This window comes from Candidatus Delongbacteria bacterium, assembly GCA_041675285.1.
Taxonomy (GTDB): Bacteria; CAIWAD01; CAIWAD01; order CAIWAD01; family CAIWAD01; genus CAIWAD01.
This window is the reverse complement of the sequence record JBAYTZ010000019.1, coordinates 37,407-57,740: the sequence shown is the minus strand read 5'-3', so window position 1 is coordinate 57,740 and position 20,334 is coordinate 37,407. Positions and strand designations below refer to the sequence as shown.

The following is a 20,334-nucleotide window of genomic DNA, read 5'->3' as shown; positions in this document are numbered from 1 at the left end:
TTGTTTTCCACCTTTCTGCTGGCGCCAGAAAGGTGGAGCCAAAGAGGCGCTTTTTCTCACTCGCCAGAGTCAGCCCGCCTCCCGGCGGGCTTCCGCTGGCGGCAGCGGCTCCTTCCTGTCTCCAGGTAGTTGGTTCCGCCTGACGGCGTCACCACCTGGTTCTGGTTCAGGCCTGAAGGCCTTCACCTCACGTGACACAAATCGTCTTTGAGCCTTAGAGCCTTCGTGCTCGACAGATCCTCTGACAAGCCGCACCCAACCCATTTCAAGAGTCATCCAAATGCCGAGCTCTGTGCCTCTGTGCCTCTCTGTTGGATCTACTCTCCGGGAGCCCCGAGCAGGGCGCGCAGGCCGGCCCGGAAGGCGGGCGCGCCGCCGTTGGCCGGATGGCGCACGGCCTGGTGGGCGATGCCCAACTCGTGTAGCACCTGCTCGGCCTTGCGGCCCACGGCGATCACCAATTCGATGGGAAAGAGCCCCAGGAGGCGCGGCAGCACGTGGGCGCAAGCCGCCAGCTCGGCGGGCGTGGGCGTGCGGTTGCTGGCCGGCCGGCCGGCGTGGTGCGGGTGGAGGGGAAAGGCGTTCCAGACGAAGGGCACGGCGGGCAGCTCCTCCACCACGCCCCAGAGAATGGTGCCCGAGGCCTCGCTCTCGCCCTTGGGATGCCCGCTGGTCCAGCCGTATCCCTTGCCCGGTCCGAACAGGCCGTGGCGCGGCAGCCCGCGGGTCAGCATCCGCTCCCCCATGAAGGGCACGCCCGACCAATGGCAGCCGTGGATGCCCGGCGCCTCGCCGATCAGCGCGGCGCGGGGTTGCCGCGCTCGCAGCTCCTCCAGGTAGAGGCGCAGGTTGCGCCGGCGCACGACGTCGCGGGTCGTGTCGCCGCTGGCGTAGGGGTGGTAGCAGTCGGACAGGGGCGGCAGGCTGAACAGCAGTTCCAGCACGCCTTCGAGTGCGGATTCCATCGAGGCTCCTGATTGACCCATCCAAGGTAGCGCTGCGGAACACCCGCCGCCGCCCGCATGTCCACGCGAGCGGACGAATCCCCAGGTTGGTGTCAGGCACGGTGCCAGAGCACTGCAGAATCGTCGTCGTGTCCCGCGTGTGCGCGAGTGGACAAATCCCCAAGTTGGTGTCAGGCACGGTGCCAGAGCATTTCCCAGAAAGGGAGCGGACGTGAAGGACGAGTTGATCGATCAGATGGAGCGCGTGCAGCGCGAGCACTTCTGGTTCCGGGCGCGGGCGGAGATCCTGCTGGCGCTGTTGCAGCCCCTGCTGCGGCCGGGCTTGCGCGTGCTGGACGCGGGCTGCGGCACGGGCCTGCTGCTCTCGCGTCTGACGGGCGGCCTGCGGCTGGCGGGCCTGGACCAAAGCCCACGCGCTCTGGAACACGCCGCCGCCCGCCTGCCCGGCGCCGAGCTGCGTGCCGGCTCGCTGCCCGGCCCGCTGCCCTTCCAGCCCGCCAGCCAGGACCTGATCCTGCTCACCGACGTCCTCGAACACATCGAAGATGATGCCGGCAGCTTGCTCGCGTTGCGGGATCTGCTGGCTCCCGGTGGCCGGCTGCTGCTCACCGTGCCCGCCCTGCCCACGCTTTGGACCCGCCATGACGAGGAACACGGCCACTTCCGCCGCTACACGCGTCCCCAGCTCGCGCTGCGGCTGGCCGCGGCCGGATTCGAACTCGAGAAACTGAGCTATTACAACTGCCTGCTGCTGCCGCTGGTGCTGGCCGTGCGCGAGCTGAAGCGTCTGTTGGGGCGGGACGGCGACGACATGGAGACACCCGCCCGCCCGCTCAACTCCCTGCTCTACCAGGTGTTCGCGCTGGAGCGCCACTGGCTGCCGCGGGCCAACTTCCCGCTGGGCGTCTCGCTTGTGGCCGTGGCCCGACGCCCGTCGAGCGCGCCCGCCGGCGCTTCGGCGGCGCCTCAGGCCCGGAACAGCGCCTTGTAGCTGGAGCGGTGGACCCAGGCCAGGAAAGCCGCGGCCAAGACCACAAACAACGCCACCGGCAGTCCCTCCGGCGCCAGGAAGACGTGCACCAGCAGGATGTTGACGAGGATCGGCGCCAGCAACAGCAGCGCCAGCGGCACGAAGCGCCCCAGTAGCAGGGCCGCGCCGCACGCCAGTTCCAGCGCCTTTACCGTGGGCAATAGATAGACAGAGGCTTCCAGCCCGGCGTTGAACTGCGCCAGCGCGCCCTCCGCGGGCGGCACGGGGATCAGCTTGAACCAGTAGGTGACGGACGCGAACAGGAACAGCAGCCCCAGCAGGCTGCGCACGATGACGACGGCGAACTTCATCCTCCGACCCCTTCCTTCCCGGCGCCCGCGCCGCGCGTGCACCGCGAGTCTGTTGCGAAAGTAGACGACACGGGAATCCTGCCCGCCGGCCCGCCCGCTCTACAGGGTGTTGTGGAAGACCAGCGAGACGCGCCAGCCCGCCACCGGATGGACGCTGTTCAAGTCGCCAAAGGCCTCCACACCCAGCCCCACTTCGGGCAGGACGAACCAGAGGGGCTTGACAAACACCTGCGCGTTGGCCCCCAGACCCACGCCCAGTTGCCGCGAGCGCTCCAGGCTCCAGTTGGCGTTCCTTGTTTCGTGGACGTGCCGGGACAGGGACGGACCCAGCGTGGCCGAGGCCAGCGCCCAGCGCTCGCGCGCGCGGACCCCCCAGCCGAGGCTCAGCCATTGCTGGCTGCGCTCGGCGTGACCAAAGACCTTGAAGCTGGTGTCCAGCCCCAGGCGCCAGACCAGATCGCCGCTCATCCAGCTCTGGCTGACCCCCAACTCGCCGCTCTCCTGCCCAGCCAGCGGACCCAGGCCCAGCGTGAGCCAGTGCGGAGTGTGCCCCACCGGAACCGATTCCCAGGCCGCCGCGCCCGTGCTCGCGCCCGCCAGCAGCAGGCCCACGTTCAGCGTGTGGATCAGCTTGTACATCCTGATTCTCCTGCTGCGCAGCGCATGGGCTGCGGATGACGGGTTTGGCTTGCCAGTGGCCTAGTCGCTGGGCTCGTGCGCTGACAATGCCATGCGTCCGGTGAGCACGAAGGCTCGAAGTCTCGAAGTGGTGTTACACTGCGGACCACCACCAGCGGCAATCTGGTAGCGCACATTCCATTTCCTGCGGGAGCCATCTCAATCCAAAGGGTGGATTGCCGGACCTGCGGGCCCGCACCGACCCGACCCTTCAGCCGTCCAGCAGAGCCCGGATGTATTGTCGCTGGTAATGCAGCTTGACGTTCCAGTTGAGCAGGCTGCCCCCGCCCACGACCAGAAAAATCGCGCCGGCCTTAAGGATCCAGGAATCCAGCTCCCGCCCGTACGCCGCCAGCAAGTAAAAAGACCCACCGAACAGCACGTTCGTGAGCCACACCTGCCAATGCCCAAAGGGCTTCCACATGGTGGCCACCAGCAGCTCGGTGCGTCGCGCCTTGGGCAGCCCAGCAAGTTCGGGAATGGAATGGGTGAACCAGTAGAATTTCATGGGTGGACCACTCTCAACTCAGAGACGCCTCTTATCATTCCTAAAAAAGCGCACAAATGAAGCAATAACCAGTGATATAGTTCTTCCTTATATCCACTACTTGCAACACATACAATCTAAATCAAACTCCTACTTTCTCTATTTCAATTGAAAGTAATAGGTTTGCCATTGAGTGATAAATTCCACCACTTCCTTTAATGACTAATGGAACATAAAGAACATAGACACCTAAAGCATCGAACAACATCGGACCATGGTCGACAATCACTGCTAATGCAATAGAATTGATTGCAATTCTGACGACTAATCTATTCCAACTTGCTGGGCGTTCGCCTTTCGTAAACCTAATCTTGCCGATGTACATTCCGAGAGTTTGACCTTGAAAGATGATAAGTCCTATCAAACCTGACAATAAGAAAAACATAGAATTTACAATCCATAGATCATCCAGATCACACAAGAATTTCCAATCAATATATCTCTTAATTATTGCAAAGTTGTCAAATATAAACAAAATATCAATCAAATCAGCCAATAAAATTCTAAGAGTTTTGTCAGTCACAACAACTCCTGATAGTAAACCTAACATTGGATTCAACTTCATCGCGCTTGGCGCGACGCTTGCCCTTTCCTACCGACTTCTCCTTCTGTCAAGCTCTGCAAGCGCCGTAATAAGCGCAAGATCGGCGGAAAACGCTGCTACTCATCATTGATTGATTGTGAATTGACTAATTCCAATAATCTATTCCATCAACGTGAAATTCAAAAGTTTGATTCCAGTACGTATAATTGTTACATTGATCAACAAATGCCGTGTTATTCCGCCAGTCACTCGATACATTTAGCCAGTCCCGAAATCTGATTCGTCCAAAGAGCAGGTATTTTTGACAGTTGTTTGACAAACGCTGATTATTATAGAAATATACTTCTTCATAGCCATTCCACCGATCACCCAGCCAACGTGTCTGGAATTGCTCGGATACGACAAACATATTCCCCCGTTCTGGGGCTACTGGAAAGCTATCGAAGCTAAACATGAGTCGCAGTTCTGATGCCCACAACGAATCTGGATTCGCAAGAAATGAATGATTGTTCCAGTATATCTGCGATTCAATCACAATTAGAGAGTCAACATAATTTACAATGCCATCTTCTGCGATTTCCTGAAGCGTGACACTAAATGTTTCGATTTGACCAGCGTCCGATTCACATCCAATGAAGCAAATACCTAGTAAAAGCGCGATTCCCAAACATCTATAGCCTCTCATGCCTACTCCCTTGGACGAGATGACGACCAGCTTTACACACACGGAGACCCCGTTGTAGCTTGATGGAGCGTCGACAAAGACTCAAACCCCCTCTCGCGACCAAGTGAACATTTCCGTGTGGGCGCTGCAAGGAGAATCTGGCCACCAAGGGAATCCAGGCAGGAAAAGCTGTCCAACACGTCCCCATCCGGTTTTGTCTGCGAAGCAGCCAAAACCGGCTTCCTTCGCGAGGCGCGGGGGAAGCGCCACCACCATCCACGTAACACGATTGGGCAGCGGCCACCAGGGATGGGATTCCCCGGTCAAGCCGGGGGATGACGGGACTGGCTGGGGATGACGAGCGAAGGTTCAGATTGGGCGACGCGGTGAAGGCCGCAGGGCTAACCGCCCGTGCCTGAACCACAACCGGGGTGAAGCGCGAAGGCTACCTGCCTGGGGCGAACCAACTACACGAAGACAGGAAGGAGGCGCTGCGGCCAGCGGAAGGCCACCGGGAGGTGGCCTGAGTCTGGACGGCCGGTCAGGCCCGTTGAGAAAAAGCGTTCTTTGGCGCCTAACCGGCCGTGCCACCTTTCTGCGCAACAGAAAGGTGGCATCAGGCGCGTCAGCGCCGAAGGGAGAAGCAACCGCAGCAGAAGCAGCGTCAGCGCAAACCAGAGCCAGCGCCAGCAGCAAGAGAGCCGTCAGTGCCAACAGGAGCCAGCGCCTGCAGCAGGAGCACCGTCAGTGCAATACGAGCCTGCGCCAGCATAAGCCCTCAGCCGCGAGGGTGATACGCCCGGTACTGCGTGCGCAGAAACTCGCGATCCACGTGCGTGTAGATCTGCGTGGTGGCGATGTCCGTGTGACCCAGCATCTCCTGCACCGCTCGCAGGCTGGCCCCGCCCTCCAGCAAGTGAGTGGCGAAACTGTGTCGAAGGCTGTGCGGATGGAATTCGCCCGTCAGCCCGGCCTCCGCCAGCCGCTTTTGGAGGATTTTCCAGAAACCCATCCGCGTCAGCGGTCCGCCTAGGTGGTTGAGGAAGAGGCGCCAGGCTGCGCCCCGGCTGCGCTCCGCGCTGCGCGAGCGCGCCACCAGACCGGGACGGGCCAGCTCCTGGTACTCCTTAAGGGCGTCCCAGGCCGGCGAACCCAGAGGTACCACGCGTTCCTTGGCGCCCTTGCCCAGGATGCGCAGCAGGCCCTCCTCGGGCAGCAGATTCTGGAAGCCCAGGCTGCAGAGTTCGCTGACCCGCAACCCCGCGCCGTAGGCCGTCTCCAGCAGGGCCTGGTCACGCAGCCAGAGCCAGCGTTTGAGGTCCGGGCCCGGCGCCGGCACCTCCAGCAGGCGATTCATCTCGTCCGCGCTCAAGGTGCGGGGCAGGGTGCGGATTAGGCGCGGCGTATCCAGCAAGCGGGCCGGATCGCTGCCGCGCAGGTTCTCCGCCGCCAGCCAGGCGTGGAAGCCGCGCAGAACGCTCACTGCCCGGGACTGGCTGCGCACGGAGAGGCCCAGTTCGTTGACCCAGACCAAGTAGCGCTCCAGCCCGCGGATGTCCACCTCCAGCGGCCCCAGGCCCTGCAGCTCCAGCGCCTCGAAATAGCGCAGCAAATCGTGCTCGTAGGCGGAGAGCGTGTTCTCCGCCAGACCGCGCTCGTAGCGACAGTGGTCCAGGTAGCGGCGCAGCAGGCGCGAGGTGTCAGACATGGGGGATTTCCAGACCGGCGGATGGAGCGGACAGCGGCGCGCCCGTCAGCGCCTCGGCGGGCCGCAGGTCCTCCAGCACCAGCTGCAGTTCCGTGCGGCCATTCCAGTGGTTCAGGCCCAGTTCGAAGACCACGTCCACCTGCTGGCCGTAGCGGATCCGCTCCGCTTGGGGGCCGTGCTTCCACCAGACGGCCTCCGCCCGCCGCCCTTCCGCCTGCAGCCAGAGCTTGAGGTGCTTGCCTTGCGACATCTGGAACACCCGCTCCACCTGGGCACCGAACAAGCCCAGCCGGGGCCGCGGATTGCCCGTGCCGCAGGGCTCCAGCACCTCCAGCTCGGCAGGCAGCGAGAGGGTCAGCTCGGACATGGCCACGGCGCTGTCCACGCGCAGCTCGGGCACGGGCAGGTCCGGAGCGCGCTCCTCCAGGTTCTCCCCCAGCCGGGCCATGAACTCGCGCAGGTGTTCCTCGCGCAGGGTCAGGCCCGCCGCCTCCGCGTGGCCGCCGAAGTCCACCAGCAGGTCGCGCTGACGCGCGATGGCTTCGGTGATGTTCAACCCGGGCACGCTGCGCGCCGAGCCCTTCACCAGCCCGTTGCCCAGCACGCGGCTGAGCACCAGCACGGGCCGCTCCCAGCTCTGGCAGAGGCGCCCGGCGATCAGCCCGATCACGCCCAGGTGCCAGTCCGCGCCCACGAAGATCAGGATGGCCGGCAGCTCGCCCGCGTCCCTCAACGCGTGCTCGGCCTGGGCCACGGCCTCGTCCTGCACGCGGCGGCGCTCCTGGTTCAGGGCGTCCAGCTGCGCGGCCAGGGCCTCGGTCTCGCGCCGGTCGCCGCCGTCCAGCAGGCGAAAGGCCAGCTCGGCTCCGGCCAGCCGGCCGGCGCAGTTGATGCGCGGCCCCAGCTGCCAGCCCAAGGTGCGGGCGTCCACGCCGCCCTGGGGCGGACGCACGCCGGGCAGCGCCAGCAGGGCCTCCAGGCCCGGCCGGCCGCCGCCGCGGATCACCTCCAACCCGCGCCGGATCAGCAGCCGGTTCTCGCCGGTCAACTGGGCCATGTCCGCCACGGTGCCCAGGGCCACCAGGTCCAGCCCGCGCTCCAGCTGACGCCAGCCCAGCGCCTCCAGCAGTTTCCAGGCCACGCCCACCGCGGCCAGGGCCTTGAAAGGGTAGCCGCAGCCCGGCTGGTGGGGATTGAGCAGGGCCACGACGGGCGGACGCGGACCGGTCAGGCTGTGGTGGTCCACCACGATCACGTCCAGGCCCTCGCGGGCGGCCAGCTCCAGCGGCTCCAGTGCCGACGTGCCGTTGTCCGCTGTCACGAGCAGGTCCGTCGGGCCGTCGAGGATCTCGCGCATCTGGGAGACCTGCAGGCCGTAGCCCTCCTCCACCCGGTGAGGCAGGCGCACGGCCACCGTGGCGCCCAGATCCGCCAACCCCTGGCGCAGCAGGGCCGCGGAGGTGACGCCGTCGGCGTCGTAATCGCCGAAGACCAGGATGCGCTCGCGCTCGCGGATCGCCCGCTGGATGCGCTCCACGGCTCTGTCCATGTCCAGCATGAGGAAGGGATCGTGCTGGCGCTCCGCCGCTGGGTCCAGCCCGCGCCGGCGCAGGATGCGCGCCGCCACGCCGCCGGGCTCCCAGGGGCCGCTCTGCACCTGCCAGCGCGGCCTCACGCCCGGGCCTCGGCGTCCAGGCGTGCGAACAGCCAATAGAGGCCCACCAGGGTCTTGCTGTCCTGGATCGCGCCCGACTCCAGCAGGTGGCGCACCTCGGCCAGCGGCAGGCGGTGGACGTCCAGGCACTCGCCCTCGTCCAGGCCCGCCCGGCCGGGGCTGAGTTCGTCGCAGTAGAAGATGTGGATCACCTCGTCCGAGTAGCCGATGCAGGGCAAGAGCGGCAGCACGTAGTGCAGGGCGCCCGCCCGCCAGCCCGTCTCCTCCTCCAGCTCGCGCCGACCGCAGGCCTCGGGGTCCTCGCCCGGATCCAGTTTGCCCGCGGGCAACTCCCAGACGGCCTTGCCGACGGGATAGCGGAACTGGCGCTCCAAGATCAATTCATCGCTGGCGCGCAGGTGCGCGATCACCGCCACCGCGCCGGGGTGGCGGATCCACTCGCGCACGGCCTCGCGGCCGTCGGGCAGGCGCACGGTGTCCGAAAAGACCTTGAGCAGCCGGCCGTCCAGCAGCTGCCGGCTCGCCACGCACTCCTCGTGCAGGTTCTCGGGTTGTCTCACGGCCGGCCCTGTTCCAGCAGGCCGCGCTCCCGCAGCCAGACCCGCAGGGCGGCGGCATCCAATGGATAGGCCTTGTGGAAGGCGCCCTGCCATTTCAGGTAGGGAATGCCGCGCTTGCCCGTGGCCGCCACCAGCTCCTCCGCCGCGGCGGGCCGGGCGTCGATGTCGATCTCTTCGTAGTCCACGCCCTCGGCGTCCAGGAAGCGCTTGAGCGCCCGGCAATCCCCGCACCAGGCCGTGCTGTACATTTGCAGACCCGTCATGATTCCTCCCTTGCTGCAGGCAAAGTAAGGAAGCCCCCGGGCTCCCCCTGAGCCGGGGCGAGGCGGGAATGGGCCGGCGAACCGCGGCGTCCAAGGCCCGTGACGAAGCGCCGGCCGCGGGTGGCCGGCGCCGCCGGGCCGCGCGCTGAGGCAGACAGGCAGCCCTTCAAACAGGACGGAACGATGCAGGTCGAATGGGACGCCAGCCGCGAAGAGCAGGAACGGGACTGGGTCCAGGCTGCGCTGGACGGCGACAGCGAGTCCTTTCGACTGCTGGTGGAAGCCTACGAGAGCCGCGTGGCGACCGTGGTGACAGGCATGCTGGGGGAAGGTCCCGACGCCGACGATGTGGGGCAGGAAGTCTTCATCCGCCTGCACCACTCGCTGGCCCAGTTCCGGGGCGAGTCCCGGCTGGGCACCTGGCTGACGCGCATCGCCATCAACCTCTGCCTGGACCGGCTGCGGGCGCGGCAGCGCTGGCACAAGCGCTTCCTGGGTCTGGAAGAAGACGAGCTGCGGCCCCGGGAACCCCGGGTGGACGGCGAGGCCCTGCTGGACGAGCGCGAGCGCGGGCGGATCGTGCGGCGCGCCGTGCGGCGCCTGCGGCCTTCCTGGCGGGCCGTGGTGGTGCTGCGCCACCTGCGCGGCTACAGCACCGAGGAGACCGCCCAGACCCTGGGCATTCCGTTCGGGACCGTGCTGTCCCGCCTGTCCCGCGCCCTCAAGGCCCTGCGGGAGGATCTGGGTCCCCTGCTCGAAGAGGGACCGACAGCGAGCAAGGAGAAGGTCGCATGAAGAACATCCAGGCTCCGGACCGACTGGAGGAGCTGCTGCGCGCCAGCGCCGACGGCACCTTCGCACCGGGCTTCTCCCAGCGCGTGCTGTCCCGGCTGGAACTCCGGCCCGGGCGGCCCGAGGCGGAGCTCGTCGCCCTCTGGACTTGCCGGCTCTTCCCGCGCGTGGCCGTCGCCGCCGGACTGCTGCTGGTGGCCATGGCCGCCTGGAATGTGGGCAGCACGGCCGGCGCAGGTGACTGGGTGGACCGCCTGCTGAGCCTGCCCGCCGCCACCCTGGACAACAGCCTGGCCCTCTCGCAACTGGAGGATTGGTCATGAACCCGCGTGTGCGCAGCTGGGCCGCCCTGGCCGTCACCCTGTTGCTGGGCCTGGGACTGGGCCTGTTGATCGGCAGCCGGCTGGCTGCCCAGCGCTTCTCCCGCCTGAACGCCCTGTCGCACCCGCCCATGCTGGTGGACATGCTGCACGAGACCCTGGATCTGGACGATGCCCAGCGGGCCGTACTCGACAGCCTGCTGGACGCCCAGGCCACCCAGGTGAGCCAGCGCATCCAGACCCATCGCCAGGTGATCCGCGAGCAGATGGACAGCCTGCTGCAGTCGCTGAGGCCCCACCTGCGCGCCGACCAATGGAAGCGCCTGCAGGAGAATCTGGGCCGCCCGCCCCGCCGCGGCTTCGGCCTGCGGCCGGACTTCGGTCCGGGAGGGCCCGGCATGCGCCGGGACGGTCGCGGACCCCACGGCCGCGGCCCGGGTAGACGTCCACGTGGCGGCTCCGACAGCCTGGACGTGCCGCCCCCGCCGCCTCCCGACATCGATTGACCATCGACCGAGCTGGAGATCCCCATGAATCTGCGTGAATCGGGCGCCGCCGGTCGGCGTCTGGCCCTGGCCATGGCCGTCACGGCCCTCGCCCTGTCCACCACGGCCTGCCGTGTCCAGCTGACGGCCGCACGCGCCGCGACGGCCCCCCGGGCGGACGGCGGCTTGGCGGACTGGGACTCCGTCCCGCGGCGACTGGTGGCCGGCGAGCGGCTGGGCCTGGCGGCGGCGTGCGACGAGGAGCGCCTGAGCCTGCTGCTGGAAGGCCGCGATCCGGCGTGGTTCCGGGCCCTGGCACAGGGCCGTGTGGAACTGCGCATCGGTCGCGTGGACGAGCGCGGACGGCGGCGCGTGCTGCGCCTCGCGCGCCCCCTGGCAGCCGGGATGGATGGTCTGGACGGACGGGCAGGCCGACCAAAACCGGGTCCGGGCGAGAGGCCTGGCAGCGGACCGGGACCGAGGCCGGGCACGGGTTCCCAGGCAGATCCGGAGCAGGCTTCGCGCCTGGAGTCCGGCCTGCGGGAAGCCATCTGGCTCTGGGTGCTGGAGGGAGAGGATTACCGCGATGAACGGCGACTGCCGCTTTCCGCACCACCCTCACCGCAGGCGGTCCTGTGCCAGCGGGCCGACGGCTGGTTCCTGGAACTGGAGCTGCCGCTGGAGCGCCTGGCCGCGGTTCAGGCCCAGCCCGGGCAGCTGCGGCTGGAAGTGGCCGCCGTCAAGGAGGCCGCGCAACCCTCGGCCGGGCGTGACACAGACGGCGCGGCGCTGCGCCAACCTTTCGGCGGCCCGCCCGGCGACAGCGCTGGCGGTCATCCGGGCGGCCGGGGCGGTGGTCCGGGTGGCGGCGACGGCGGAGGTTCCGGCAAGGGCATGGGCGGTCCGGGTGCTGGAATGGAGGGCGGTCCGAACGGTGGGATGGGAGGCCGGCCGGGCGGTGGCCCAGGCCAGCGACCGACGGAATCCACCAACAACCGACTCCAGCTGAGCGGACTGCCGGTGAAGCTGACCATTGAGTTGACGCAGTAGGGGAATGGGCCGACGGGTGATTACGTCCGACCGGCATCTGACATCAAGGAGGATCTCATGAACACGACCACTGTCCGCCGACTGGGCCTGGCCCTGCTGCTGGCCGCCCTGGGAGTGGCCGCGGCCCAGGCCGTGACCTCGCCCCGCGACCTGAGCGCCCAGCAGCGCCAGGAGCTGGCCGCCCTGCGCGACAAACTGGAGGCCCAGGGCGCGGACCGCGCGACCTGCCGGCTGGAACACGACAAGTTGCTCCAGTCTTGGGGCCTGGAGCCCATGGCCGGACCGGGCCGGGGCCGGGGACCGAGTGGACCCGGCGCGCTTCACGACCAGCTGACCCAGGCCCAGCGCACGGAGCTGCACGCTCTGATGGAGCGTCTGGACCAGCAGGACGCCGACCCCGAGCTGCGGCGCTCGGAGCACGACAAGCTGCTCCAGTCCTGGGGCCTGGAACCCGGCGCGGGCCGGGGACCCTGCGGACCGGATGGTCCCGGCGGACCCGGGGCCATGCACAACCAGCTGACCAAGGCCCAGCGCGCGGAACTGCGCGCCCTGATGGAGAGCCTGGACCAGCAGGACGCCGACCCCGAGCTGCGACGCACGGAACACGACAAGCTGCTGCAGTCATGGGGCCTGGAACCCGGTGCAGGCCGGGGCTGGGGACCCTGCGGGCCGGAAGGTCCCGGCGGACCGGGTGCGTTCCACGACAAACTGACCAAGGCGCAGCGCAAGGAACTCCGCGCCCTGAGGGAGCGCCTGGACGAGCAGGACGCCGACCCCGAACTGCGGCGCGCGGAACACGACAAGCTGCTCCAGTCCTGGGGCCTGGAACCCGGCGCGGGTCGGGGCCGGGGCCAGGGCTGCGGCCCGCGGGGTCGCAGTCTTCGCGGGCGACGCCCGTGTGAGACAGCGGCCCAGGCTGTGGACCCGACCACCGCCGGCAGCGGAAACGACCGCGCCGTCGCCACGGCAGGTCTCCAGCTGCTGCAGGGCAACCAGCCCAATCCCTTCAATCCGGAGACTTCCATCCGCTTCAGCCTGCCCGCGGCCGGGGACATTCGGCTGGCGGTCTACGATTTGAGCGGTTCCCTGGTGCGGGAACTGCAGAGCGGACGCCTGGAGGCGGGCGTCCACAGCGTCAGCTGGAATGGGGAGTCCGGCGCGGGACGTCCCGCCGCCAGCGGCACCTACCTCTACCGGCTGGAGTGGCAGGGCCACACGGAGACCGGGCGCATGACGCTGCTGCGCTGAACCTTCCTGTCTGCACTCCGCGAGGGACGGCCGGCTCCAGGAGGAGCGGCCGTCCTTCGCTTGTCTGACAGGTCCGCCGGGGCAATGCAATATTGGCGCCCCCAATGCGAGGCCACCATGCTGGATTCACTGATCACCCTGCCGTTGTTCTGGAAGACCGTCGCCGTGTCCGTGGCCACGGGCGGCATCATGGGCCTGGAGCGCCAACTGCGCGGCAAGCCGGCCGGCATCCGCACCAGCGTGCTGATCTGCCTGGGCACGACCATCTTCGTCTTCCTGTCCCACCAACTGGGCGGTCCGGGCACGGATCCCACCCGCGTGCTGGGCCAGGTGGTGACGGGAATCGGCTTCCTGGGAGGCGGCGTGATGCTGATCCGCGAGGGCATCGTCTATGGTGTCACAACGGCGGCGGTGATCTGGATGCTGGCCGCCGTGGGTTCGATGATCGGCTTGGGCTATTTCGGCGCGGCCTTTTCCATGGCCATCGTCCAGGTGGCCGTGCTGGTGGGCGTGGAGATGTTCGAGTCGCACTTCCCCTGGTTCCGGCGCGGCGTGCACTCCGTGTATCACAAGATCACGGTCCAGGAGCACGAGGAGGCGGAGCAGGTGCGTGATCGGTTGCGGGAAGAGGCCCTGAACCGCAACAAGGGGCAGTCGTCAGGCCGTCGCAACTCGGATGTTTGATCAATCCCCCAGCTGATACGAGCAAGGGCGCCTGCGGGCGCCCTTGGCATTTCGACGATGGAGTCGGAACGACGACAGTACGATGGTCAGCCGTCTTACCTGACTTCTTCGAGAAGCCCCGACTCGCGCCGGGGCTTCTCGAATTCGGTCAATCGCAGACTCAGGCCTGGCCGGCCAGGCGCTTGTAGAGTTCCCAGCGCTCGGCCACCTCGCTCTTGCCCTGCTCCAGCAGCGTCTTGGCGCGCGCCGGCTGGGCCTTGGCCAGCATGCGGTAGCGCGTCTCGCTGTAGGTGTACTCCTCCAGCGGAATGCTCGGGTCCTTGCTGTCCAAGAGGAGCGGGTTCTCGCCGGCCTCGGCCCGGCGCGGATCGTAGCGGTAGAGCAGCCAGTGACCGGACTTCACGGCCAGATCCTGCTGTTCCATCCCGCGCTCCATGGCGATGCCGTGGGCGATGCAGTGGCTGTAGGCGATCACCAGCGAGGGGCCGGGATAGGATTCGGCGTCCAACAGGGCCCGCAGGGTGTGCTGGTCCTTGGAGCCCATCGCCACCTGGGCCACGTAGACGTTGCCGTAGCTCATGGCCATCAGGCCCAGATCCTTCTTGCCCGAGGCCTTGCCGCCCGCGGCGAACTTGGCCACCGCGCCCGTGGGCGTGGACTTGCTGCTCTGGCCGCCGGTGTTGGAGTAGACTTCCGTGTCCAGCACCAGCACGTTGACGTTGGCGCCCGAGGCCAGCACGTGGTCCAGGCCGCCGTAGCCGATGTCGTAGGCCCAGCCGTCGCCGCCCATGATCCAGACGCTGCGCTTCACCAAGTTGCCCGCCAGGCTTCCCAGATGCAGGCTCTCCCAATCCATGCGGCCGGCGAGCTTGGCCCGCAGGGCCTCCACGCGACCGCGCTGGGCCGCGATGCCCGCCTCGTCGTCCTGCACGGCCTCCAACAGGGAGGTCACCAATTCGGCGCCCAGCACGTCGCGCAGCCGCACCAGCAGCTCGCGGGCGAACTCGGCCTGCTTGTCCACCGTCAGGCGGAAACCGAACCCGAATTCGGCGTTGTCCTCGAACAGGCTGTTGCTCCAGGCCGGACCGCGCCCGGCGCTGTCGCGGCTCCAGGGCGTGGTGGGCAGGTTGCCGCCGTAGATCGACGAGCAGCCCGTGGCGTTGGCCACCAGCATGCGGTCGCCGAAGAGCTGGCTAACCAGCTTGACGTAGGGCGTCTCGCCGCAGCCCGAGCAGGCGCCGCTGAACTCGAAGAGCGGCTGCAGCAGCTGGCTGCCCTTGATGCTGTCCACCTTGACCTGGCTGCGGTCCACCTCGGGCAGCTGGAAGAAGAACTCCCAGTTGGCCGCCTCCTGCTTGCGCACGGGGGGCTGGGAGATCATGTTCAGGGCCTTGCGGCTGGTGTCGGACTTGTTTTTGGCCGGGCAGTAGACCACGCACAGTTCGCAGCCCGTGCAGTCCTCGGGGGCCACCTGGATGGTGTAGGCCGTGCCCTCGGGCCAGTCCTTGCCCTTGACGGGCGTGTGCTTGTAGGTCGCCGGCGCGCCCTGCAGCAGGGCCGGATCGTAGACCTTGATGCGGATGGCGGCGTGCGGGCAGGCTAGCGCGCACTTGCCGCACTGGATGCAGCAGCTGGGATCCCACTCCGGGATCTCCAGCGCGATGTTGCGCTTTTCGTAGCGGGCGCTGGAGAGCGGCCAGGTGCCGTCCACGGGCATCTCGCTCACCTTGACCTCGTCGCCCATCCCGGCGACGATCTTGGCGATGGTCTCCTGCACGAAGGCCGGGGCGTCCGGCGTCACGGGCGGGCTCATGGTGATCAGGCTGCTGACCTCCGCCGGCACCTTCACCTCGTGGAGGCCGGCCAGCGAGCCGTCGATGGCCTCGTAGTTCTTCTGGACCACGGCGTCGCCCTTGGGGCCGTAGGTCTTCTTCACCGTCTCCTTGATGCGCATGATGGCCTCTTCGCGCGGCAGCACGCCGCTGATGGCGAAGAAACAGGTCTGCATCACGGTGTTGATGCGCTGGCCCATGCCCGTGGCCGCGGCCACCTTGTAGGCGTCGGTGACGAAGAAGCGGATGTTCTTCTCCACCAAGTGGTTCTGGATGTGGCGCGGCAGGTGCTCCCAGACCTCTTCAGGGCTGAAGCTCGTGTTGAGCAGGAAGGTGGAGCCCGGCATCGCCGTCTTCAGCACGTCGTACTTCTCAAGGAAGAAGAACTGGTGGCAGCCGATGAAGTTGGCCCGGTCCACCAGGTAGCTGCCGCGGATGGGCGTCCGCCCGAAGCGCAGGTGGCTGATGGTCATCGAGCCCGACTTCTTGGAGTCGTAGACGAAGTAGCCCTGGGCGAAGTTGTCCGTCTCCTCGCCGATGATCTTGATGGTGTTCTTGTTGGCGCCCACGGTGCCGTCCGCGCCCAGGCCGTAGAACATGGCGCGGAAGACGCCCTCGTCCTCGGCGCTCCAGTCCTTGTCCCATTCCAGGCTGGTGTGACACACGTCGTCGATGATGCCCACGGTGAAGTGGTTCTTGGGCTTGGGCAGGGTCAGGTTGTCGAAGACCGCCTTGACCATGGCCGGCGTGAACTCCTTCGAGGACAGGCCGTAGCGGCCGCTGATCACCCGGGGCAGCCCGCTGAAGGCCGCGTAGCCCTCGGAGATCCCCTCCTGCACGGCGGTCAGCACGTCCTGGTAGAGCGGCTCGCCCGCGCAACCCGGCTCCTTGGTGCGGTCCAGCACGACCAGGCGCTTGACCGAGGCCGGCAGGGCCTTGAGGAACAGCTCGGCGCCGAAGGGCCGGTACATGCGCACGTAGAGCAGGCCGGTCTTGCGGCCCTCGCGGTTGAGCCGGTCCACGGCCTCCTTGACGGCGCCCTGGCCCGAGCCCATGATCACCAGCACGTCTTCGGCCTGGGCGTCGCCGTAGAACTCGTAGGGCAGGTAGCTGCGGCCCGTGAGCCGGGCGAAGCGGGCGAAGATCTCGGCCAGGTGGCCCGGGAACTCGTTGTAGAAGGGGTTGACCGTCTCGCGGCCCTGGAAGTAGACGTCGGGGTTCTGGGCCGTGCCGCGCAGGACGGGGTTGTCCGGGTTCAGGCCGCGGGCACGGTGGGCCAGGATCCACTCGTCGTCCAGCATGGAGCGCATCACCTCGTCGTCGATGAGCTCGATCTTGGCCACCTCGTGGCTGGTGCGGAAGCCGTCGAAGAAGTGCAGCACGGGGATGCGGCTCTTCAGGGTGACGGCCTGGGAGCACAGCGCCATGTCCATCACTTCCTGCACGCTGCCGGCGGCCAGCATGGCCCAACCGGTCTGGCGCACGGCCATCACGTCGCTGTGGTCGCCGAAGATCGAGAGGGCCTGGGCCGCGATGCTGCGCGCGCTGACGTGGAAGACCGTGCTGGTCAGCTCCCCGGCGATCTTGTACATGTTGGGGATCATCAGCAGCAGGCCCTGGGAGGCCGTGAACGTGGTGGTCAGGGCGCCGGTCTGCAGCGCGCCGTGGCAGGCGCCGGAAGCGCCGCCCTCGCTCTGGAGCTCCACCACCCGCGGCACGGTGCCCCAGATGTTCGGTCGCTGCTCGCTGGACCACTGGTCGGCCCACTCGCCCATGTTGGAGGAGGGCGTGATGGGATAGATGGCGCAGATCTCGTTGGTCCGGTGTGCCACGTAGGCGGCGGCTTCGTTGCCGTCGATGGTGACCATGCGCTTGGACATGGCGTCTCCTCGTTTCTTTCCATCTCCCGGCCCGGCAACGGCTTGGCCAGGCTCTTCAGGAGAGGTATCCATAGAAAGTGAACCAATGTAAGAAGTGGGGAAGGAAACGTCAGAGGATTAACAGCCGATTTGGCCGCCTCTGGTGGGATTTTCTTGGAAGCGCTTGTCGGTCATGCGGAATTGGGGCTGAGTAGGATCGGATGTTAGGCGTCGCCAAGCGCTCAGGCCGCCGCCAACCGACGCACCACGAACTCCTTGCGGTGCTGCTCAGCCCGCCACAAGTCATACTGGGCCTGCTGGAGGACCCAGCTCTCCGCCGTGGTATCGAAAGCCAGGGAGAGTCGGACGGCCATTTCGGGACTGATTCCCGCCCGGCCGTTGAGGATGGCGGAAAGGGTCTTGCGGCTGACTCCTAGGGCCGCTGCGGATTCGGTTACACTCAGGCCCAAGGGCTCCAGGCACAGGGCCCACAACACCTCACCCGGATGGGGCGGGCACTGCATGCGGCTCGCACTCAATGGTAATCCTCCAAATCCACGCCGGCAGGTTCGCCGTCCACAAACCGAAAGGTCAAGCGCCAGTTGCCACTGATCCGCACAGCCCAGACATCCGCACGGTTCCCCTTCAAGCGATGAAGGCGCAGGCCGGGCAGGTCCAGGTCCCGGAGCTCTCGCGCCGCCTGCAATCGGGCCAGAACCAAGCGCAGGCGGGGAACCAGCGCCACGGGCACTCCACGAGGAGATCCCGAGGTGAACAGCTGCTCCAGACCTTTGTGACGAAATCGGTGGATCGGCATGAAGAGTGTAACGCTTTGGGTTACAGTCGGCAAGCTCCAACCGACTGCTCCACGGCAATCAGGCTGTCACTCTCCGGCCGTTCAAGCGCTCGGCTCTCACCGCGGTCCGCCAGTTGGGAGCTTGTCTGGGATGGTTGACACACTCCCCACGCTCAGCGCGATCCGCCCGACTCACCTTTCACCTCTCACATCTCAACACAGAGGCACAGAGACACAGAGGCTCGGATTGATTTGAGAATTGGGCGGGGGCGGGAAGCCTGCAGGTTCCGGATCCCGCCCCTCCCTCTTCTGACTCTGTGTCTCTGTGTCCCTGTGGTAGGATTCCTGACGAGGATCAGCCGGCCAGGGAGCCCACCACCGCCTCCACCTCGCGCAGGATGGCACCCTCGGCCACCAGCGCGGCCATGGTGTTGTGGTCCTTGTAGAGCGGGCGGTCGATCTCCAGATGCTCCACCTGGCGGCGGATCACCTCGCGGGCCTTGGCCACGCCGGCCCCGGGCTGGTGCTCGCGGAAGTCCAGTGCCTGGGCCGCGGCCATGAATTCGATCCCGACCACGGCGCGCCCGTTCTCGAGGATCTGCAGGTTCTTCAGCGCCGTGTTCATGCCCATGCTGACGAAGTCCTCCTGGTCCGCCGCGGCGGGGATGGACTGCACGCAGGCCGGCGCGCTGAGGATACGCTGCTCGACGATCAGCATGTCCGCCGTGTACTGGCTCAGCATCATGCCGCTGAACATGCCCGCGCCCTTGGTGAGGAAGGCCGGCAGGCCCACGCTAAGCGCCGGGTTGAGCAGGCGGTTCAGGCGCCGCTCGCTCAGCACGCTGACCATGGTCAGCGCCGCGCCGGCGCTGTCCATGGGCAGGGCCACGGGCGAGCCCTGGAAGTTGGCGCCGGTCAAGGTCAGGTTCTCCTCGGGCAGGAAGATCGGGTTGTCGCCCACGCCGCTGAGCTCGATCTCCACCTGCTGGCGCGCCCAGCGCAGGGCGTCGTGGGCCGCGCCCACCACCTGCGGCGTGGAGCGCATGGAATAGGCGTCCTGGACCTTGGTCTTGACCTTGCCGGTCAGCAGATCGCTGCCCTGCAGGCAGGCGCGGATGGCCCGCGCGCTACGCACGGCGCCGGGGAAGCCGCGCAGCTCGTGCAGGCGCGTGTCGTAGGGTTTCAAGTTGGCCAGCAGGGCCTCCAGGCTCATGGCGGCGGCGATCTCGGCCATGCGCAGCAGGCGGTCGAAGTCCACCAGGGTCAGCGCGCTCATGGCGGTGAGCAGGTTGCTGCCGTTGATGGCCGCCAGACCGTCCCGGGCCTGCAGACCGGGGATGGGAATGCCGGCCTTCTCCAGCGCCTGGGCGCCGGGCATGCGCTGGCCCTGGTAGAAGGCCTCGCCCTCGCCCATCAGCAGCAGCGCGATCTGGCTCATGGGGGCCAGGTCGCCGCAGGCGCCCACGCTGCCCTTGTTGCAGACCACGGGCGTGACGCCGCGGTTGAGCATCTGGAGCAGCGTGTCCGTGATCTCCGGCCGGCAGCCGCTGTTGCCGTGGGCGTGGACGTTGATCCGCGCCAGCATGGCGCCGCGCACCTGCTCGATGGGCACGGGCGTGCCGATGCCCGCGCTGTGGTTGTAGATCAGGTAGCGCTGGAACTGCTGCACCTGCTCGTCCGTCAGCACCACCTCGGAGAATTCGCCGATTCCCGTGTTGACGCCGTACATGATCTCCTTGGCGAGGATCTTCTTCTCCAGCATGGCGCGGCAGGCGCGGATGCGCTCCCAGGCCGCCGGGGCCAGCTCCACTCTCTCGCCCAAGCGGGCCACGCGCTCCACCAGTTCGATGCTCAGCTGGCCGCCGTCGATGATCAGGGACATGGGGAAATCTCCTAGCTGGAATCGGGGCTGTCGAGGCGCGCCGACCAACGCTCGCGCGCGGGGCGCAATCTAGTTGTTGGATGCTTGACAGGAGCTTGGGCGACGGGCGGGGTTGGGACAGCGGAGCATCTCCACCGCAGAGGCACGGAATCCGAATCGGTCTTGACCTGGGGTGGTCCTCGAACTACCCGAGATCTGTTTGAGCACGAAGGCCCGAAGGCTCGAAGTCGATTTGTGTCACGGGCGGTGAAGGTCGCAGTTCAGACATCACCCTGTGGTTCTTCACCACAGAGTCACAGAGGCACAGAGGCACGGAGCTCATTGGATCACGTGAGGTGAAGGCCTTCAGGCCTGAACCAGAAACTGGGTGAAGTCCGAAGGACGAACCAGCTACCTGGCTCGAGGAATGAGGGGCTGCCGCCAGCGGAAGCCCGCCGGGAG

General features: G+C 66.8%; 21 protein-coding genes. 7 read left to right on the top strand and 14 right to left on the bottom strand.

Features of this window, described 5'->3' with window-relative positions; genetic code table 11:
• Positions 1-317: 317 nt before the first annotated feature.
• A complete protein-coding gene (locus WC326_14730; protein MFA7332323.1) occupies positions 318-965 on the bottom strand; it encodes a uracil-DNA glycosylase in 648 nt (215 codons plus the stop codon).
• A 211-nt stretch (positions 966-1,176) separates the two neighbouring features.
• Between WC326_14730 and WC326_14725 the strand changes: the two genes are divergently transcribed.
• A complete protein-coding gene (locus WC326_14725) occupies positions 1,177-1,956 on the top strand; it encodes a class I SAM-dependent methyltransferase (protein ID MFA7332322.1) in 780 nt (259 codons plus the stop codon).
• Here WC326_14725 and WC326_14720 read toward each other — a convergent pair.
• The 9 genes from WC326_14720 to WC326_14680 form a co-directional block, all read right to left on the bottom strand.
• The gene (locus tag WC326_14720) at positions 1,932-2,306 is read right to left on the bottom strand and encodes a DoxX family membrane protein (protein MFA7332321.1); all 375 of its coding nucleotides are present in this window, start codon (positions 2,304-2,306) and stop codon (positions 1,932-1,934) included. The two genes, WC326_14725 and WC326_14720, sit on opposite strands and share 25 nt — an antisense overlap.
• Before the next feature lie 99 nt (positions 2,307-2,405).
• A complete protein-coding gene (locus WC326_14715; GenBank protein MFA7332320.1) occupies positions 2,406-2,945 on the bottom strand; it encodes a hypothetical protein in 540 nt (179 codons plus the stop codon).
• 250 nt (positions 2,946-3,195) lie between these two features.
• Complete coding sequence (locus WC326_14710; GenBank protein MFA7332319.1) at positions 3,196-3,492, bottom strand: hypothetical protein; 297 nt, start codon at positions 3,490-3,492, stop codon at positions 3,196-3,198.
• Between the two features lie 121 nt (positions 3,493-3,613).
• The gene (locus WC326_14705) at positions 3,614-4,054 is read right to left on the bottom strand and encodes a hypothetical protein (GenBank protein MFA7332318.1); all 441 of its coding nucleotides are present in this window, start codon (positions 4,052-4,054) and stop codon (positions 3,614-3,616) included.
• 166 nt (positions 4,055-4,220) lie between these two features.
• Positions 4,221-4,760, bottom strand: coding sequence for a hypothetical protein (locus tag WC326_14700; protein MFA7332317.1), 540 nt, complete (start codon positions 4,758-4,760; stop codon positions 4,221-4,223).
• A 757-nt stretch (positions 4,761-5,517) separates the two neighbouring features.
• The gene (locus WC326_14695; protein ID MFA7332316.1) at positions 5,518-6,447 is read right to left on the bottom strand and encodes a site-specific tyrosine recombinase; all 930 of its coding nucleotides are present in this window, start codon (positions 6,445-6,447) and stop codon (positions 5,518-5,520) included.
• Entirely contained in the window at positions 6,440-8,122 is a 1,683-nt protein-coding gene (gene recJ / locus WC326_14690) for a single-stranded-DNA-specific exonuclease RecJ (protein MFA7332315.1), read from the bottom strand. Before recJ ends, WC326_14695 begins: the two co-directional genes overlap by 8 nt.
• A complete protein-coding gene (locus WC326_14685) occupies positions 8,119-8,682 on the bottom strand; it encodes an NUDIX hydrolase (protein MFA7332314.1) in 564 nt (187 codons plus the stop codon). Before WC326_14685 ends, recJ begins: the two co-directional genes overlap by 4 nt.
• Positions 8,679-8,945 (bottom strand): glutaredoxin family protein, encoded by a 267-nt coding sequence (locus WC326_14680; protein ID MFA7332313.1) that lies wholly within the window; start codon positions 8,943-8,945, stop codon positions 8,679-8,681. The genes WC326_14685 and WC326_14680 overlap by 4 nt, the downstream gene beginning before the upstream one ends.
• Before the next feature lie 183 nt (positions 8,946-9,128).
• Between WC326_14680 and WC326_14675 the strand changes: the two genes are divergently transcribed.
• The 6 genes from WC326_14675 to WC326_14650 all read left to right on the top strand — a co-directional run bounded on the left by WC326_14675 (position 9,129) and on the right by WC326_14650 (position 13,524).
• Positions 9,129-9,740 carry a sigma-70 family RNA polymerase sigma factor gene (locus WC326_14675; GenBank protein ID MFA7332312.1) on the top strand — a complete coding sequence of 204 codons (612 nt, stop codon included), beginning with the start codon at positions 9,129-9,131 and terminating at the stop codon, positions 9,738-9,740.
• Positions 9,737-10,060, top strand: a complete 324-nt coding sequence (locus WC326_14670) for a hypothetical protein (protein MFA7332311.1) — start codon at positions 9,737-9,739, stop codon at positions 10,058-10,060. Before WC326_14675 ends, WC326_14670 begins: the two co-directional genes overlap by 4 nt.
• The gene (locus WC326_14665) at positions 10,057-10,563 is read left to right on the top strand and encodes a hypothetical protein (protein MFA7332310.1); all 507 of its coding nucleotides are present in this window, start codon (positions 10,057-10,059) and stop codon (positions 10,561-10,563) included. The genes WC326_14670 and WC326_14665 overlap by 4 nt, the downstream gene beginning before the upstream one ends.
• Before the next feature lie 24 nt (positions 10,564-10,587).
• Positions 10,588-11,592: a hypothetical protein gene (locus tag WC326_14660; GenBank protein ID MFA7332309.1), complete on the top strand. Its 1,005-nt coding sequence runs from the start codon at positions 10,588-10,590 to the stop codon at positions 11,590-11,592.
• A 57-nt stretch (positions 11,593-11,649) separates the two neighbouring features.
• Positions 11,650-12,840, top strand: coding sequence for a FlgD immunoglobulin-like domain containing protein (locus WC326_14655; protein MFA7332308.1), 1,191 nt, complete (start codon positions 11,650-11,652; stop codon positions 12,838-12,840).
• Between the two features lie 117 nt (positions 12,841-12,957).
• Positions 12,958-13,524 carry an MgtC/SapB family protein gene (locus tag WC326_14650; GenBank protein ID MFA7332307.1) on the top strand — a complete coding sequence of 189 codons (567 nt, stop codon included), beginning with the start codon at positions 12,958-12,960 and terminating at the stop codon, positions 13,522-13,524.
• A gap of 160 nt (positions 13,525-13,684) precedes the next feature.
• Here WC326_14650 and nifJ read toward each other — a convergent pair whose 3' ends face one another.
• The 4 genes from nifJ to WC326_14630 all read right to left on the bottom strand — a co-directional run bounded on the left by nifJ (position 13,685) and on the right by WC326_14630 (position 19,893).
• Positions 13,685-17,236: a pyruvate:ferredoxin (flavodoxin) oxidoreductase gene (nifJ, locus tag WC326_14645; GenBank protein ID MFA7332306.1), complete on the bottom strand. Its 3,552-nt coding sequence runs from the start codon at positions 17,234-17,236 to the stop codon at positions 13,685-13,687.
• 221 nt (positions 17,237-17,457) lie between these two features.
• Positions 17,458-17,739: a HigA family addiction module antitoxin gene (locus WC326_14640; GenBank protein MFA7332305.1), complete on the bottom strand. Its 282-nt coding sequence runs from the start codon at positions 17,737-17,739 to the stop codon at positions 17,458-17,460.
• 11 nt (positions 17,740-17,750) lie between these two features.
• Positions 17,751-17,960 (bottom strand): type II toxin-antitoxin system RelE/ParE family toxin, encoded by a 210-nt coding sequence (locus WC326_14635; protein MFA7332304.1) that lies wholly within the window; start codon positions 17,958-17,960, stop codon positions 17,751-17,753.
• A 406-nt stretch (positions 17,961-18,366) separates the two neighbouring features.
• Complete coding sequence (locus WC326_14630; GenBank protein ID MFA7332303.1) at positions 18,367-19,893, bottom strand: aromatic amino acid ammonia-lyase; 1,527 nt, start codon at positions 19,891-19,893, stop codon at positions 18,367-18,369.
• Positions 19,894-20,334 lie beyond the last annotated feature (441 nt).

What these genes read in the sequence shown, in the direction of transcription:
- WC326_14730 (MFA7332323.1), bottom strand. Translation starts at nt 965, where the DNA reads ATGGAATCCGCACTCGAAGGCGTGCTGGAACTGCTGTTCAGCCTGCCG.
- WC326_14720 (MFA7332321.1), bottom strand. Translation starts at nt 2,306, where the DNA reads ATGAAGTTCGCCGTCGTCATCGTGCGCAGCCTGCTGGGGCTGCTGTTC.
- WC326_14715 (MFA7332320.1), bottom strand. Translation starts at nt 2,945, where the DNA reads ATGTACAAGCTGATCCACACGCTGAACGTGGGCCTGCTGCTGGCGGGC.
- WC326_14710 (MFA7332319.1), bottom strand. Translation starts at nt 3,492, where the DNA reads ATGAAATTCTACTGGTTCACCCATTCCATTCCCGAACTTGCTGGGCTG.
- WC326_14700 (MFA7332317.1), bottom strand. Translation starts at nt 4,760, where the DNA reads ATGAGAGGCTATAGATGTTTGGGAATCGCGCTTTTACTAGGTATTTGC.
- WC326_14695 (MFA7332316.1), bottom strand. Translation starts at nt 6,447, where the DNA reads ATGTCTGACACCTCGCGCCTGCTGCGCCGCTACCTGGACCACTGTCGC.
- WC326_14680 (MFA7332313.1), bottom strand. Translation starts at nt 8,945, where the DNA reads ATGACGGGTCTGCAAATGTACAGCACGGCCTGGTGCGGGGATTGCCGG.
- WC326_14675 (MFA7332312.1), top strand. Translation starts at nt 9,129, where the DNA reads ATGCAGGTCGAATGGGACGCCAGCCGCGAAGAGCAGGAACGGGACTGG.
- WC326_14670 (MFA7332311.1), top strand. Translation starts at nt 9,737, where the DNA reads ATGAAGAACATCCAGGCTCCGGACCGACTGGAGGAGCTGCTGCGCGCC.
- WC326_14665 (MFA7332310.1), top strand. Translation starts at nt 10,057, where the DNA reads ATGAACCCGCGTGTGCGCAGCTGGGCCGCCCTGGCCGTCACCCTGTTG.
- WC326_14660 (MFA7332309.1), top strand. Translation starts at nt 10,588, where the DNA reads ATGAATCTGCGTGAATCGGGCGCCGCCGGTCGGCGTCTGGCCCTGGCC.
- WC326_14655 (MFA7332308.1), top strand. Translation starts at nt 11,650, where the DNA reads ATGAACACGACCACTGTCCGCCGACTGGGCCTGGCCCTGCTGCTGGCC.
- WC326_14650 (MFA7332307.1), top strand. Translation starts at nt 12,958, where the DNA reads ATGCTGGATTCACTGATCACCCTGCCGTTGTTCTGGAAGACCGTCGCC.
- nifJ (MFA7332306.1), bottom strand. Translation starts at nt 17,236, where the DNA reads ATGTCCAAGCGCATGGTCACCATCGACGGCAACGAAGCCGCCGCCTAC.
- WC326_14640 (MFA7332305.1), bottom strand. Translation starts at nt 17,739, where the DNA reads ATGCAGTGCCCGCCCCATCCGGGTGAGGTGTTGTGGGCCCTGTGCCTG.
- WC326_14630 (MFA7332303.1), bottom strand. Translation starts at nt 19,893, where the DNA reads ATGTCCCTGATCATCGACGGCGGCCAGCTGAGCATCGAACTGGTGGAG.